Origin of the sequence: Actinosynnema sp. NPDC059335 (assembly GCF_042752395.1) — a bacterium.
Lineage (GTDB): Bacteria > Actinomycetota > Actinomycetes > Mycobacteriales > Pseudonocardiaceae > Actinosynnema.
This window is the reverse complement of record NZ_JBHYXZ010000178.1, coordinates 1-15,952: the sequence shown is the minus strand read 5'-3', so window position 1 is coordinate 15,952 and position 15,952 is coordinate 1. Positions and strand designations below refer to the sequence as shown.

At 72.4% G+C, this 15,952-nt stretch carries 10 protein-coding genes and 1 pseudogene; 8 read left to right on the top strand and 3 right to left on the bottom strand.

Translation table 11 applies throughout. The annotated features are described in order from the left end of the window. The first annotated feature begins 785 nt into the window (after positions 1-785). The 8 genes from ACFXGA_RS34935 (at position 786) to ACFXGA_RS34900 (ending at position 12,894) form a co-directional block, all read left to right on the top strand. Positions 786-2,264, top strand: coding sequence for a sugar transferase (locus ACFXGA_RS34935; protein WP_378095562.1), 1,479 nt, complete (start codon positions 786-788; stop codon positions 2,262-2,264). Positions 2,265-2,311: 47 nt separating this feature from the next. Continuing rightward, positions 2,312-3,376 (top strand): Gfo/Idh/MocA family protein, encoded by a 1,065-nt coding sequence (locus tag ACFXGA_RS34930; protein WP_378095559.1) that lies wholly within the window; start codon positions 2,312-2,314, stop codon positions 3,374-3,376. A 32-nt stretch (positions 3,377-3,408) separates the two neighbouring features. Continuing rightward, complete coding sequence (locus ACFXGA_RS34925; RefSeq protein WP_378095556.1) at positions 3,409-4,416, top strand: SDR family NAD(P)-dependent oxidoreductase; 1,008 nt, start codon at positions 3,409-3,411, stop codon at positions 4,414-4,416. Continuing rightward, the gene (locus ACFXGA_RS34920; RefSeq protein WP_378095553.1) at positions 4,413-5,558 is read left to right on the top strand and encodes a DegT/DnrJ/EryC1/StrS family aminotransferase; all 1,146 of its coding nucleotides are present in this window, start codon (positions 4,413-4,415) and stop codon (positions 5,556-5,558) included. Before ACFXGA_RS34925 ends, ACFXGA_RS34920 begins: the two co-directional genes overlap by 4 nt. A 178-nt stretch (positions 5,559-5,736) precedes the next feature. Then, positions 5,737-10,581 carry a DUF4082 domain-containing protein gene (locus tag ACFXGA_RS34915; RefSeq protein WP_378095550.1) on the top strand — a complete coding sequence of 1,615 codons (4,845 nt, stop codon included), beginning with the start codon at positions 5,737-5,739 and terminating at the stop codon, positions 10,579-10,581. A gap of 11 nt (positions 10,582-10,592) precedes the next feature. Further along, positions 10,593-11,246: an acetyltransferase gene (locus ACFXGA_RS34910; protein ID WP_378095546.1), complete on the top strand. Its 654-nt coding sequence runs from the start codon at positions 10,593-10,595 to the stop codon at positions 11,244-11,246. Then, on the top strand, positions 11,246-12,337 hold the full coding sequence (locus ACFXGA_RS34905) for a DegT/DnrJ/EryC1/StrS family aminotransferase (RefSeq protein ID WP_378095565.1): 1,092 nt from the start codon (positions 11,246-11,248) through the stop codon (positions 12,335-12,337). The genes ACFXGA_RS34910 and ACFXGA_RS34905 overlap by 1 nt, the downstream gene beginning before the upstream one ends. After that, positions 12,334-12,894 (top strand): acyltransferase, encoded by a 561-nt coding sequence (locus ACFXGA_RS34900; RefSeq protein ID WP_378095542.1) that lies wholly within the window; start codon positions 12,334-12,336, stop codon positions 12,892-12,894. The genes ACFXGA_RS34905 and ACFXGA_RS34900 overlap by 4 nt, the downstream gene beginning before the upstream one ends. 219 nt (positions 12,895-13,113) lie before the next feature. On the opposite strand, the gene ACFXGA_RS34895 is transcribed toward ACFXGA_RS34900, so the two are convergent. The 3 genes and pseudogenes from ACFXGA_RS34895 to ACFXGA_RS34885 form a co-directional block, all read right to left on the bottom strand. Continuing rightward, the gene (locus ACFXGA_RS34895) at positions 13,114-14,268 is read right to left on the bottom strand and encodes a serine hydrolase domain-containing protein (protein WP_378095539.1); all 1,155 of its coding nucleotides are present in this window, start codon (positions 14,266-14,268) and stop codon (positions 13,114-13,116) included. 108 nt (positions 14,269-14,376) lie between these two features. After that, on the bottom strand, positions 14,377-15,753 hold the full coding sequence (locus tag ACFXGA_RS34890) for an O-antigen ligase family protein (RefSeq protein WP_378095536.1): 1,377 nt from the start codon (positions 15,751-15,753) through the stop codon (positions 14,377-14,379). Next, positions 15,726-15,952 (bottom strand): annotated as a pseudogene (locus tag ACFXGA_RS34885) (hypothetical protein); the annotation flags it as partial. The pseudogene ACFXGA_RS34885 and the gene ACFXGA_RS34890, both read right to left, overlap by 28 nt.

Below are 15,952 nucleotides of genomic sequence, written 5' to 3'. Positions count from 1 at the left end.
CGTCAAGGGGGCGGTTCCGGCGCAAGGTGCGGTAGGGCTGGAAGCGCCCCCTTGACACGCGCGGTAGGGCTGCGCCAGGTCGGCGGGATGACACGGAACCCTGTTCGGGCAGGCGTGCCCGGACGTGGGGCGGCCGGCGGGTGTCGGTAGGGGCGGGCGTGGGGAGGGCAGGTTTGCCCGTGCGGGTCGGGTTGGAGGCAGCGGGTGGCCGCACGGGTGCGTGCAGTGGTGGGTGATGTCCGACACGGGTGGTTCGGGGGCATTGTGGGGGGCGAAAGTGGTGGGGATCACGCCGGGTGGTAAATGCCGGAGTCCCGGCGGTCCGGGTGGTCCTGGCGTTGCGCCGAATAGATGCTGGCACTCTGTGAATGGGTGATCGCTGGCCGCCACGGTGCGGTCGGGGCGGGGGCTTTTCCGGCGGTATTCCGCACGTGTTTCGACCCGCGTCGAAAACCGGCTGTAACGGAAGTTGTCCCAGATTCGATGGACCTGGCCACGAGTGCGTGGACCACAGTGGACGGCCGTCGGGGGAAGGGCTTTCCGGGCTGGTCGCGGTAACCCGAAGTCACCTGGTTGCCCTGTTGAGTGTCCGCCGGGTGGTGGGGCGAGGAATGGCCGGCGGACGAACTTCACTGTCCGTGTAACGCGCGAAGCGGGCGGGACGAATGACGGTTTGGCCGGGTGAGAAATCACCGGCCGCAAATCTGTCGTACACCACGCGGGTCCGTCGGGGATGCCCTGCGAACGTGCACGTCCGAACCGGCCCAACCCGGGGGAGTTCCACGATGAGCGAGCAGGTCCAGCCAACGCGACACAGACCGGTCGCGGCGGTCGGCACCACCCATCGCACGACCAGCCCCACCGTCGGGAGCTGGGAACCCGCCTACCGCTACGGCGTGATCGCCGCCGACGTGCTGTGCACGGTCGCGGTCGTGGTGCTCGCCGGGTTCTTCCTGCCGGGGCACGTGTCGTTCGCGCCGCTGCCGTACTTCGTGCTAGAGGCGATCACCGTCGTGGTGGTCGTCGGGTCGTTGTTCCTCAACCGGGTGTGGAACCCGGCGGTGCTGGGGCAGGGCGCGGAGGAGTTCCGGCGGCTCGGGCGCGGTGTGTTCGGGTCCGTGGTGGCGCTCGGGTTGGGGGCGCTCGCGGCCGGGTTGCCCGGCGCCCGGCTCTGGGTGTTCGTGGTGGGGCCGGCCATCGCGCTGGTCGCGTTCCCGGTCCGCTACCTGCTGCGCCGCCCGCTGCACCGGGCCCGGGGCGAGGGGCGTTGCCTGCTGCCGGTGCTCGCGGCGGGGAACCTCGACACCGTCACCGACCTGATCAAGCGCACCCGTCGCGCGCCGCACCTCGGCTGGCGCGTGGACGCGGTGTGCACGGTGGACGGCCGCGCCGAGATCGGCGTGGAGCTGGAGGGCGTGCCGGTGGTCGGCCGGTTCGGGGAGCTGGGGGAGCAGGTCCGGCGCGGCGGGTACCGGATCGTCGCGGTCACGGCCGACGCCTACTGGACGCCGCGCCGGCTCCAGCAGCTCGCCTGGGACCTGGAGGGCACCGGCACCGAGATGGTCGTCGCGCCCGCCCTCATGGACTTCGCCGGGCCGCGGCTGCACGTGACCGGTGTGCTGGGGATGCCGTTGCTGCGGGTGAGCGAACCGTCGTTCACCGGCTTCCGCCGCGTGGTCAAGACCGCGGTGGACAAGATCGGCTCGTTGCTGCTCGTCGGCCTGCTGAGCCCGGTGCTGCTGGCCGTCGCGGTGGCGATCATGGTCGACACCCGCGGCCCGGTGCTCTACCGGCAGCGCCGGGTCGGCAAGGACGGCGTGCCGTTCACCATCCTGAAGTTCCGCACCATGGTCACCAACGCCGACGCGCTGCGGGCGCGGCTCCAGGCGGTGAACGAGGGCGCGGGCGTGCTGTTCAAGATGCGGCGCGACCCCCGGGTGACCGCGGTCGGCCGGTTCCTCCGGCGGTACTCGCTGGACGAGCTGCCGCAGCTGTTCAACGTCCTCGGCGGCTCGATGTCGCTGGTCGGACCGCGACCGCCGTTGCCGGAGGAGAGCGCGAGGTACGGCCCCGACATGCGCCGCCGGCTGCTGGTCAAGCCGGGCCTGACCGGGTTGTGGCAGGTGTCCGGGCGCAGCGACCTGTCGTGGGAGGAGTCCGTGCGGCTCGACCTGCGGTACGTCGAGGAGTGGTCGCTCGCCCTCGACGCGTTGATCTTGTGGAAGACCTTCCGCGCCGTGTTCGGCGGCCAGGGGGCCTACTGATGACCCGCCGGGGCACGTCGGCCGGCGGCGACAAGAGGGGGAACGAGATGGACCAGCCGATCGGCATCGCCGTCATCGGCGCGGGCTACTGGGGTCCGAACCTGGTGCGCAACGCGCAGGCCACGCCGGGGCTGAAGCTGCGGTACCTGTGCGACCTGGACGTGGAGCGGGCCCGGCGGGTGCTGGGCGACTACTCCACCGTGCGGGTCTCCGGTTCGCTGGACGACGTGCTCGCCGACCCGGCGGTCGACGCGGTCGCGATCGCGACCCCGGCCGCCACGCACCTGCCGGTCGCGCTGGCCGCGCTGCGGGCGGGCAAGCACGTGCTGGTGGAGAAGCCCCTGGCGGCGAACTACGCCGACGGCCTGGAACTCGTCCGCGAGGCCGAGAGCCGGGGCCTGACGCTGATGCTCGACCACACCTTCGTCTACACGCCGACCGTGCAGCACCTGCGGCACCTGGTCCGCGCCGGCGAGATCGGGACCGTGCAGTACCTCGACTCGGTGCGGGTCAACCTCGGCCTGGTGCAGCCGGACGTGGACGTGTTCTGGGACCTCGCGCCGCACGACCTGTCGATCTTCGACGCGATCCTGCCCGACGGCGTGCGGGTGGCCCGCGTCGCCGCGCACGGCTCGGACCCGATCGGCGCGGGCCGCGCGTGCGTCGGCCACCTGACGCTGGAGCTGTCCGACGGCGTGCTGGCCCACGTGCACGTGAACTGGCTGTCGCCGACCAAGATCCGCACCATGATCGTCGGCGGCTCGCGCCGCACGGTCGTGTGGGACGACCTGAACGCCGTGCAGCGCCTGTCCGTCCACGACCGGGGCGCGGACCGCATCGAGGACGACGAGGACCGCCGCCAGGCGATCATCTCCTACCGGCGCGGCGACACCGTGGCCCCCGCGCTGCCGGAGAAGGAGGCGCTGCGCGGCGTGATGGCCGAGTTCGCCGCCTCGATCACCGAGAAGCGCGCGCCGCTCACCGACGGGTGGTCCGGCCTGCGGGTGCTGGCCACCCTCGAAGCCGCCTCGGCCAGCCTCGCCGCGGGCGGCGAGTTCGTCACCGTGCCGCGGGTGGACCAGCCGGAACTCGTCCGGCTCGCCTCCGCGTGACCCACAGCCAGAGCAGGGAAGGAACAAGCACCATGTCGGATGCGGCTCAGCCGATCACCGGCCAGCGGGCCCTCGTCACCGGAGGGGCGGGCACCATCGGCTCCGCGGTGGTGGACCAGTTGCTCGCCGCCGGCGCCGCCGAGGTGGTCGTGCTGGACAACTTCGTCCGGGGCCGCCGGGAGAACCTGGCCGAGGCCGCCGCGGTGGCGGGCGACCGGCTCACCGTGGTCGAGGGCGACATCAACGACCGCGCGCTGCTGGCGGACCTCACCCAGGGCGCCGACCTGGTGTTCCACCTCGCCGCGATCCGGATCACGCAGTGCGCCGAGGAACCGCGCCTGGCGCTGGAGTGCCTGGTCGACGGCACGTTCACGGTCGTCGAGGCGGCCGCGGCGGCGGGGGTGAAGAAGGTCGTCGCCTCGTCGTCGGCGTCGGTCTACGGGCTGGCGGAGGAGTTCCCGACCACGGAGCGGCACCACCCGTACAACAACGACACGTTCTACGGCGCGGCCAAGGCGTTCAACGAGGGCATGCTGCGCAGCTTCCACGCCATGTACGGGCTGGACTACGTGGCGCTGCGCTACTTCAACGTCTACGGCCCGCGCATGGACGCGCACGGCAAGTACACCGAGGTGCTGATCCGGTGGATGGAGCGCATCGCCGCCGGCGAGCCGCCGCTGATCTTCGGCGACGGCGCGCAGACCATGGACTTCGTGCACGTGCACGACATCGCCAGGGCGAACGTCCTGGCCGCCAAGGCCCCCGTCACCGACGCGGTCTACAACATCGCCAGCGCGCGGGAGACCAGCCTCAAGGAGCTGGCCCACGCGCTGCTCGCCGCGATGGACTCGGACCTGCCGCTGGAGCACGGCCCGGAGCGCGCGGTGAACGGCGTCACCCGCCGGCTCGCCGACATCTCCGCCGCCGCCCGCGACCTGGGCTGGAAGCCCGACATCGAGCTGGTGGACGGGCTGCGCGGCCTGGTGACGTGGTGGAAGTCCGCCAAGGCCGACGCGCCTGCCGCGGAGGTGGCGTCGTGATCCCGGTGATGAAGCCGTGGCTCGGCGCGGAGGAGGCCGAGGCCGCGTCGGCGGCCGTGCTGTCCGGCTGGGTGGCGCAGGGGCCGAAGGTCGCCGCGTTCGAGGACGCCTTCGCCCGCCGCGTCGCCGCGCTGCACGCCGTGGCCGTCTCGTCGTGCACGACCGCGCTGCACGTCGCGCTGCACCTGCTCGACGTGCGGCCGGGCGACGAGGTCGTGGTGCCGTCGCTGTCGTTCATCGCCACCGCCAACGCGGTCCGCTACTGCGGCGCCACGCCGGTGTTCGCCGACGTGGAGCCGGAGACCGGCAACCTGTCCGCGGCCACCGTCGAACCGGTGCTCACCGAGCGCACCCGCGCGGTGATCCTGGTGCACCAGGCCGGTGTGCCGGCCGATGTGGACGCGTTGCGCGCGCTGTGCGGTCCGCGCGGCGTCACGGTGGTCGAGGACGCGGCGTGCGCCGCCGGGTCGACCTACCGCGGCGTGCCGGTCGGCGCGGACGCCGAGATGGCGGCCTGGTCGTTCCACCCGCGCAAGCTGATCACCACGGGCGAGGGCGGGATGCTCACCACCAACCGCCCCGAGTGGGCGACGCGGGCCAAGCGCCTGCGCGAGCACGGCATGAGCGTCAGCGCGGCCGAGCGGCACAGCGGCGGCGGCGCGGTGGTGGAGAGCTACCTGGAGACGGCGTTCAACTACCGGATGACCGACATCCAGGCCGCCGTCGGGCTGGTGCAGCTGTCCAAGCTGGACGCCATCGTGCGGCGGCGGCGCGAGCTGGCGGCGCGCTACCACGAACTGCTGGCCGAGCGCCTGGGCGACCTGCGGCCGGTGCGCGACCCGGCGCACGGCACGACGAACTACCAGTCGTTCTGGGTGATGCTGCCCGAGGACGCCGAGGTGGACCGCAACGAGGTGCTGGCCCGGCTCGCCGCGCGCGGCGTGTCGGCGCGGCGCGGGATCATGGCCGCGCACCTGGAGCCCGCGTACGCCGGCCACCCGCACGGCGACCTGCCGGTGACGGAGGCGTTCACCAGGAGGTCGCTGATCCTCCCGCTCTACCACGACCTGACGACCGCGGAGCAGGACACCGTGGTCGAGGAGCTGGAGGCGGCGCTCCACGCGCCCGTCGCCACCCGCTGAAACCCGTCCGACCGCGCCGGGCGTCACCCACGGTGCTCGCCCGAGCGCTGTTCACGTTGTGCTGTAACGCGAAGCCGGCTTCACACGACGAGCGGAACGACAGAACTCCGCTGGTCGACGCAGTGCGCGCGTGATCACCCGCTGTTGCGACCGGCTTTGCCCGAGAGGTGACATCCCCATGACCGCCGACCAGACGCGGGCCAGACCCGCTCTCGCGGTGTTGCTGCTCCGCCTGACGGTCGTGCTCGCCCTCGTGGCGTCCATCGTCGTGGTCGTCGGTGTGCTGCGCGCGCCCGAGGCCGCCGCCGCGCCGTGCGACCCGCCCGTGGTGAACAAGGTGGCGTGCGAGAACACCAAGGCGGGCACGCCGGACTGGCAGGTCACCTACCGGGACGACAGCATCCTCGGCTTCACCACCGACATCAGCGCCACCCCCGGCGGCCGGGTCGACTTCAAGATGCTGACCAGCGCGAAGTCGTACTACATCGACATCTACCGGCTCGGCTGGTACGACGGCGTCGGCGCGCGGTTCCAGGAGCGGATCAGCCGCGACGAGGAGCAGAACCAGCCGGCGTGCCTGCGCGGCACGGACGGCAGCGCGTTGATCGACTGCGGCAACTGGGAGGTGTCGCTGAGCTGGAACGTGCCGACCACCGCGGTGTCGGGCCTGTACTACGCCCGCACGCACCGCATCGACACCGGCGCGGAGAACGAGATCGTGTTCGTCGTCCGCGACGACACCAGCACCTCGAAGATCCTGTTCCAGACCTCCGACGCGACCTGGGTCGCCTACAACCGCTACGGCGGCAACAGCCTCTACTTCGGCGACGGCCCCGGCCAGGGCGGGCAGGCGTACAAGGTCAGCTACAACCGCCCGTACACCGGCGGCGACGGCGACGACAACTTCATCTTCAACGCCGAGTACCCGATGCTGCGCTTCCTGGAGTCCAACGGGTACGACGTCAGCTACACGACCGACGTCGACTCGGCCCGGCGCGGCCACCTGATCAAGAACCACCAGGTGTTCATGGCCGTCGGCCACGACGAGTACTGGTCCAACGAGCAGCGCGCCAACGTCGAGGCGGCCCGGGACGCGGGCGTGCACCTGGCGTTCCTGACCGGCAACGAGATCTTCTGGAAGCACCGGTGGGAGAAGAGCATCGACTCCTCCCGCACCGACTGGCGCACCATCGCCTGCTACAAGGAGACAAAGGGCACCCAGAACGACGGCCTGAGCGACTGGACCGGCACCTGGCGCGACCCGCGCTACCCCGACCAGGACGGCGGGCGGCCGGAGAACGCGCTGCTCGGCAACATCTTCACGGTCAACGGCCGGCGCGACGACTCGCTCCAGGTCCCGGCCGCCTACGGCAAGATGCGGTTGTGGCGGCACACGGACCTGCAGACCATGGCCGCCAACACCACGTACACGTTCCAGCCGGGCACGCTCGGCTACGAGTGGAACTCGGTGGAGGACAACGGCTTCCAGCCGCCGGGCGTGGCGCAGCTGTCCCGCACCACGGTGGACATGCCCGACGGGCCGTACGTGCTGCAGAACCACGGCGACCTCTACACCCCCGACACCAAGACCCACGCCATCACCTACTACAAGCACCCGAGCGGGTCGCTGGTGTTCGGCGCCGGCACGGTGCAGTGGGCCTGGGGCGTGGACGACGATCACGCGTTCCTCACCAACACCCCCACCTCCGACATCCGGATGAAGCAGGCCACGGTCAACTTCCTGGCCGACATGGGCGTGCAGCCGCCCTACCTCCAGCCGGGCCTCAAGTGGGCGACCAAGAGCACCGACACGCAGGCCCCGGCCGTCGCGTTCACCAGCGTGCCGCCGATCTCGACCGTGGGCACGGCGTACACGTTCTCCGGCACGGTGGTCGACGTCGGCGGCGGCCAGGTCGGCGGCGTCGAGGTGTCCACCGACGGCGGCACCCGCTGGCACCCGGCGGTGTGGCAGGCCGGGCAGACGGCGTGGAGCTACACCTACACCCCGATCAAGTCCGGCCCGGCGAGCCTCCGGGTGCGCGCCGTGGACGACTCGGCGAACCTGTCCGCCGCCGTGGTGGCCACGCCCGGCGTGAACCCGCGGACCTGCCCGTGCGGCCTGTGGACCAACGCCGACACCCCCGACGTGCCCGACAGCGGCGACGCCTCGCCGCTGGAGCTGGGCGTGAAGTGGCGGGCGAACACCGACGGCTACGTGCGCGGCGTCAGGTTCTACAAGGGCCCGGGCAACACCGGCACGCACACCGGCACGCTGTGGGACCGCAACGGCAACGCGCTGGCCACCGGCACGTTCACCAACGAGACCGCGAGCGGCTGGCAGACGCTGATCTTCCCGATGCCGGTGAAGGTGTCGGCCGCGACCACCTACGTGGTGTCGTACTACGCGCCCAACGGGCACTACTCGTACGACCTGGAGTACTTCTTCCAACGCCCCCGCTACCTCGAACCGATCACCGGCCCGAAGAACGGCGACGACGGCCCGAACGGCCTGTTCCGGTTCGGCGGGCCCGGCTTCCCGACCCAGTCCCACTGGGGCAGCAACTACTGGGTCGACGTGGTGTGGGCCCCCGACCCCGGCCCCGACCAGCGCGCCCCGCTGCTGGTGTCGACCACGCCGGTCAACGGCGAGGGCACGGTCGCGCTCACCCCGGTCGTCTCCGCGACCTACGACGAGGCCGTCGCGCCCGGCTCCGCCCAGTTCACCGTGACCGGGCCGTCCGGCGTGGTGTCCGGCTCGCTGACGCTGTCCAACGAGAACAAGACGGTCACCTTCACGCCGGGCCAGGCGCTCACCCAGAACACCGGCTACACGGTGGCGCTGCGCGTCGCGGACGCGGCGGGCAACCAGACCACGCAGGCGACGTGGTCGTTCACCACCGGTGCGAACCGGCCCACGACGTGCCCGTGCACGGTCTGGGACGACTTCGCCCGGCCCGCCGTGTACGAGGCGGCCGACACGACGCCCATCGAGGTCGGCACGAAGGTCCGCTTCAACGGCAAGGGCGAGGTGCTGGGCGTCCGGTTCTTCAAGGGCGCGGGCAACACCGGCACGCACACCGGGTCGCTGTGGTCGTCCACCGGCCTGCTGCTGGCCACCGGCACGTTCACCAACGAGACCGCGAGCGGCTGGCAGAAGCTGACCTTCGCCTCACCGGTGGTCGTGCAGGCCAACACCACCTACATCGTGTCGTACTACGCGCCGAACGGGCGCTACTCGGTCACCGGCGGTTACTTCAGCGGGCACGGCGCGAACTACGCGGGCCTGCGCGCGCTGGCCGACGGGGTCGACGGCCCCAACGGCGTGTACCGCTACGGCGCCGGCGGCGGGTTCCCGACCGCCTCGTACAACGCGACGAACTACTGGGTCGACGTGGTCTTCCGCAACGGCCTCAACGGCGACACCACGCCGCCCGCGATGACCAACCGGACCCCGGCGGTGAACGCGACGAACGTCGCCGCCACCGCGCCGCTGACCGCGACGTTCAGCGAGGCGGTCGACCCGGCCAGCGCGCAGATCTGGCTGACCGACCCGCGCGGCGCGCAGCTCACCGGCTCGGTGTCGCTGTCGGGCGACCAGCGGACGGTGACCTGGACGCCGTCGGGCAAGCTCATGCCGAACACCCGGTACACCGCGAGCGTGCTGATCGCCGACGCGAACGGCAACCCGATGCCGGACCCGGTCACGTGGTCGTTCACCACCAGCCCGGACGTCATCTGCCCGTGCACGCTGTTCAGCACGGCGACCCTGCCCACGATCACCTCCAGCGAGGACACCGGCGCGTTCGAGCTGGGCGTGCGGTTCACGCCCACCGCGGGCGGCCGGATCACCGGGGTGAAGTTCTACAAGGGCGCGGGCAACACCGGCACGCACACCGGGTCGCTGTGGTCGCCGACCGGCCAGCTGCTCGCGACCGGCACGTTCGGCAACGAGACGGCGACCGGCTGGCAGACGTTGACGTTCGCCCAACCGGTGTTCGTGTCGGCGGGCCGGACCTACACCGCGTCGTACACCACGACGACCGGCCGCTACGCGGTCGACAGCGGGTACTTCAGCGGGTACTCGCCGGTCAGCGGTCCGCTGACCGCGCCCGCGGCGGCCGACGGCGGCAACGGCGTCTACCGCACCGGGTCCGGCTACCCGACCAACTCCTACTCGGGCGGCAACTACTGGGTGGACGTGGTCTACCTGCCCAACGAGGACAACACACCGCCGGTCGTCAACGGGCGCACCCCGCTCGACGGCGCGGGCGGCGTGTCCCGCACCTCGCCGCTGACCGCGACGTTCGACGAGCCGGTCGACCTCAGCACGGCCCAGTTCACGCTCGTCGATGCCGGCGGCGCGAGGATCGCGGGCACGCTGGCGCTGTCGGCGAACCAGCAGCAGGTGACGTGGACGCCCGCGGCGGCGCTCGGCGGCGGCATGACCTACACCGCGAGCGTGCGCATCGCCGACGTCTACGGCAACCTGATGACCGCGCCCACGAGCTGGTCGTTCACCACGACCACGGCCGGCGACTGCCCGTGCTCGCTGTTCAGCGCGGCCACCGTGCCGACCGTGGCGGAGGCCGACGACACCGGCTCGTACGAGCTGGGCGTCCGGTTCGTGCCGTCGGTGAACGGCTCCGTCACCGGGGTGCGGTTCTACAAGGGTGCGGGCAACACCGGCACGCACACCGGGTCGCTGTGGGACGCGGCGGGCAACCGGCTGGCGACCGGCACGTTCGTGAACGAGACCGCGAGCGGCTGGCAGACGCTGATGTTCTCCTCGCCGGTGACCGTCACCGCCGGGACCACGTACGTGGCGTCCTACACCGCGCCGAACGGCCGGTACTCGGTGAACACCGGGTACTTCATGGGCAGGGCCGTGACCAGCCCGCCGCTCAGCGCGCCGGCCACCGGCGAGGACGGCCGCAACGGCGTCTACCGCGCCGGCCCCGGGTTCCCCGAGGAGTCCTACGCCGGCAGCAACTACTGGGTCGACGTCGTGTTCACGAGAGGATGAGCGCCGACCCGATGACCAGGCCGAGACCGCTGCTGCTCGTGGGTGCGGGCGGGCTGGCCCGCGAAGTCCTCGCGGCCGTCCGCCTCCTCCCCGAGGTGTGGCGCCCCGTGGGCGCGCTGGACGACGACCCGGCGCGCCACGGCGCGGACCTCGACGGCCTGCCCGTCCTCGGCGGCACGGACCTCGTGCACTCGACGGACGCCGCGGTGCTGGTGTGCGTGGCCAACGCGCACCGGCCGCGCGGCAGGCTCGACCTGGTCGCCCGGCTCGGCCTGCCGGAGGACCGGTGGGCGACGGTGGTGCACCCGGCGGCCTCGGTGGCCGTCGGCGCGGAGGTGGGGCCGGGCACGGTCCTGCTGGCCGGCGCGGTGGTGACGACGCCGCTGCGCCTGGGCGCGCACGTCGTGGCCATGCCGCACGTGCTGGTCACGCACGACGACGAGGTGGGCGACGGCGTCACGTTCGCCGGCCGCGCGTCGCTGGGCGGATCGGTGCGGGTGGGGGAGGGCGCGTACCTCGGGCAGGGCAGCGCGGTCCGGGAAGGCGTGTCGATCGGGGCGGGCGCGGTGGTGGGCATGGGTTCGGTGGTGCTCTCCGACGTCCCCGCGGGTGAGGTCTGGGCGGGCAACCCCGCCCGGAGACTGCGAGAGGGGAACGGTTCGTGATCGACATCCCGCTGGTGGACCTGGGTGCGCAGCACGAGCAGGTCGCCGACGAGGTAGCCGAGGGCTGGGCGGAGGTGCTCGAGAACACCGCGTTCGTCGGCGGGCGGCAGGTCGCCGCGTTCGAGGCGGAGTTCGCCGCCTACCAGGAGGTGCCGCACTGCGTCGCGGTCGGCAACGGCACCGACGCCATCGAGCTGGCGTTGCGCGCGCTCGACATCGGGCCGGGCGACGAGTGCGTGCTGCCCGCCAACACCTTCATCGCGACCGCCGGCGCGGTGGCGCGGACCGGCGCCACGCCGGTGCTGGTGGACTGCGTGGCCGACACCGGGCTGATCGACGTGGCGCAGGTCGCGGAGGCCGTCACGCCGCGCACCAAGGCGTTGCTGCCGGTGCACCTGTACGGGCAGGCCGCGCCGGTGGAGGACCTGCGGTCGTTCGGCGTGCCGATCGTGGAGGACGCGGCGCAGGCCCAGGGGGCGCGGCGGCACGGCGTGGCCGTCGGCGGGTTGGGCGACATCGCCGCGACGAGCTTCTACCCGGGCAAGAACCTCGGCGCGTACGGCGACGGCGGTGCGGTGCTGACCGCGTCGGCGGAGCTGGCCGAGGCGGTGCGGCTGCTGCGCGAGCACGGGTCGCCGCGCAAGTACGAGCACTCGGTGGTGGGCTTCAACAGCCGCCTGGACACGTTGCAGGCGGTGGTGCTGTCCGCGAAGCTGCGCCGGCTGGAGGGCTGGAACGAGCAGCGCCGCGCGGCGGCGGAGCGGTACGGCGCGATGCTGGCCGACGTGCCGGGCGTGACGCTGCCGGTGGTGCTGGAGGGCAACGTGCCCGTGTGGCACCTGTACGTCGTGCGCGTGCCGTCGCGTGACCGCGTGCTGGCGTCGTTGCACGAGGCCGGGATCGGCGCGGGCATCCACTACCCGACGCCCGTGCACCTGACCGGCGCGTACGTGCACCTGGGCCACGCGCCGGGGGACTTCCCGGTGAGCGAGGCGGTGGCGGGGGAGATCCTGTCCCTGCCGCTGTTCCCGGAGATCACGGTGGCGCAGCAGGAACGCGTCGTGGCGGCGCTGGCGGAGGCGGTGCGATGAGCGTCTACGTCCACCCGAACGGGCTGTGCGAGAGCGACGACGTGGGCGAGGGGACGCGCGTGTGGGCGTTCGCGCACGTGCTGCCGGGCGCGCGGGTCGGCCGGGACTGCAACATCTGCGACGGGGCGTTCGTGGAGAGCAAGGCCGTGCTGGGCGACCGGGTGACGGTGAAGAACGGCACGCTGGTGTTCGACGGCGTGGTGTGCGAGGACGAGGTGTTCCTCGGCCCGAACGTGCTGTTCACCAACGACCTGCGACCGCGCGCGGCGATCAAGCGCACGGGTGACGCGCTGCTGTCCACCGTGGTCCGCCGCGGCGCGACCCTGGGCGCGGGCACCGTCGTGGTGTGCGGCGTGGAGATCGGCGAGCACGCCTTCGCGGCCGCGGGCTCGGTCGTCACCAAGGACGTCCCGGCCCACGCGTTCATCGCGGGCAACCCGGCCACCCACAAGGGCTGGGTCTGCGCCTGCGGCCAACGCCTCGACGCGGGCCTGATCTGCCCCGACTGCCACGCCGCCTACACCGAAACCGACAAGGGCCTGACCCCCCTCCCCTGACCAGCGCCCCCAACGCCCGCCTCGCGCGTGCCCTCCATCCAAAACGCGCGTGTCCTACGCTCAGAACGCGCGTGTCCTACGCTCAGAACGCGTGTGTCCTACGTTCAGGACCCCTGAATTCAACGCTCGGGTCGGCAGGGAAGCGGTTGCGCTCGCTCAGTGCCGCATCCGCTTCCGCTGCCAACCCTCCGGACTTCGCCGGTCCGGCCTCGCCGGGGGCTACGAGCAGAGGGCGAGGTCCAGGGTGGCGCGCATGCGTGCCACGGCCGCCCCGCCGGTGAGCGCGGTGATGTAGACGGTCGCCGCACGGCCGGAGTCGTCGTGCCCGCTGACGTTCGCCACGCCGCCGCCCGCCAGGTCACCCCCGTGGACCCACAGGTGACCGCCGCACGACCGGGGCAACCGGATCAGGCCCAGGCCGTACGCCACGCCGGGCCCCAGCCCCGGTGCGGGCACGGTGGTGCGCATCTGGGCCAGCGCCCACCCCGGCAGCAGCCCGCCCCCGGACAGCTCCCGCCAGAACCGGTTGAGGTCCGACGGCGTGGACACCATCGCGCCGGACGCGCCCGCCCAGGACGGCTCGAACTCCGTGACGTCGACCAGCGGTCCGGCCGGATCGGTCTCGTCCAGGGTGTAGTTGCGCGCGTGCGGACCGCGGATGCCCCGCTCACCGGCCGGCGGCCAGTACGTGTCGCGCAACCGCGCGGGACGGATCACCAGGTCGGTCACGGCCGTGGCGATGTCCTGGCGCGTCACCCTCTCCACGACCATGCCGGCGAGGACGTAGCCGGTGTTGGAGTACGCCCAACCCCGGCCGGGGGCGAACTCCGGCCGGTGGTCCAGGGCGATCCGCACCAGCTCCGCCGCCTCGACCGGCCGGTCCCGGTCGACGGAGCCCGGGAACCGGACGTAGTCCGGCAGCCCGCTGGTGTGCTGGAGCAGTTGGCGCACCGTGATCTCGCGGCCGTCGATCGCGCTGCCCTCACCGGTGCCCCGCACCACCCCGGGCAGGTAGGTCTCGACCGGCTCGTCGAGCCGGATCCGGTGCCGGGCGACCAGTCGCAGCACGGCCACGGCGGTGAACGGCTTCGTGACGCTGGCGATCCGGAAGCGGCCGTCGCCGTCGACCATCGCCCGGCCGGTGCCCGACTCGGCCGTGCCGGACATGATCGTGACCGACCGGCCACGCCGGTCCCGGACCTCGGCCAACGCCCCGGGCACCCGGTCGTTCCCGGTGATCAGGTCGAGGTTGGCCGCGATGGCCGCGACGTCGGTGATCGGACGGTCTGCGGCGGTGGCCGGCACGCCGAGCGCCACCACGGACGCGCCCGCGGCGAGCGCCGCCACCACGCGTCGAGCCGGCTTGGTTGTCATCGGTCAAGCCTCTGCGACGGCACCACGTGCGGCAATGGGCCCAACACCCGGAACCGACCGTAGGGCCTGCCCCCTCGACAAGCCCGCCGGCAACCCCGTCGAACGCCGTCAGGCGGCACCACGCTCGGCACGGCCGGCCTCCGCCGCAGCACGCTTGCGCTCCTCCTGGGCCACCCGCAGCAACGCCCCCGAAGCGCCGATCATGGTGAACACCAGCCCGGTCGCCACGCCGAACCCGAGCAGGTCGAACGTCACCGAGGCGATCCCGCCCGCCACCACCCCGGCCAGCAACGCGCTCGCCAGGCTCCGCAACTGCTCGTCCCGGCTGATCATCCGCACCCGGATCGCCGCGAACGCCGCCGCCAGGAACATGCCGATCAACGCGAACAGCCCCAGGTAGCCGTTCTCGATCAACGTCAGCAGGAACTGGTTGTCCAGGATCGTGTACTTCGTCGGCAGGTACGTCCCGAACCCGCGCCCCAGCAACGGGTTCAGGTCGATCTGCTCCCACGCCGCCTCGTAGTCCGCGGTACGCGCCTTCACGCTCGGGTCGTCCTCGATGTTGGAGAACATCCCGCGCAACGTCCCGAACAGCCCCGGCACGGTCACGCTCGCGCCCAGGAAGAACCCGCCGCCCACCAGCAACGTGGTGATCTTCCGCCGCTTCGGCAGCGTCGCGATCATGATCACCGCGCCGACCGCCACGCCGAGCAGCGCGGTCCGCGACAACGACGTCAACGCGCCCAGCCCGACCAGCGCCAGGCACACCAGCCAGCGCACGTGCGGCGTGCCGTCGTCCCTCGCCTTGAACACGTAGTGCACGCCCAGCGGCACGGACATCGCGCACACCAGGCCGAACTCGATGGGGTGGTTGGTCGTGCCGGTCGGCCGCCGGAAGATCGACCGCGCCTCCATCGCCGAGTACCCGTTGTCCTGCACCCGCAGCCCCGGCAGCGACACGTACGACGCCAGGTCCACGCCCAGCCCGAACTGCACCAGCCCGACGAACGCGATCACCGCCCCGCACGCCAGCAGCAGCTTGAGCACCTTGTCCAGGCGGTCCTTGGTGCGCACCGCGTCGCACACGAACACCGCGACCGCGATCATCGACGTGATCCGGATGATGCTGCTGTCGGCCACGGTCAGCTCGTCGGTCGGCAGCCACCGCCGGGTGGCCACGCCGTAGGTCGCCAGGTGCGACGCCAGGTACAGCGCCACGGCGGTGCGCACGACGTTGCGCCCCTTGCCCATGCCGACGTTGTCCACCATCTGCCCGGACACCCACAGCACGCCCAGCAGCAACGCCACCACGAGCGCGGGCGGCAGGGTCATCGGGACGAACGACAGCACCAACCGGGCCGGGATGATCAGCAGGGCCAGCAGGAACAGGCGCACCAGCGTCGCGCCGTCCACGCCCTGGCGCGCGAGGGTCTCCCGCACGGACCGCTCGGACACGGTCAGGGCTTGTCGTCGCCGGTCGGCCACGCGGGCCTGCCCGGCTGACCGCCGGCGTTGCGCGGACCCGGCGGGACCGACGGGCCGTGCGGTCCGGTCGAACCGGGCGCGGCGATCTTCACCGTCTTCTCGCTGGCCGTCGGCTGCGGGCGGCGGGGCGGCGGGCCGGGCGGGCGGCGGGGCGCGCCGTTGGGCGACGGCGGCGGCGCCTGCGGGGGCGTCTTGGCCC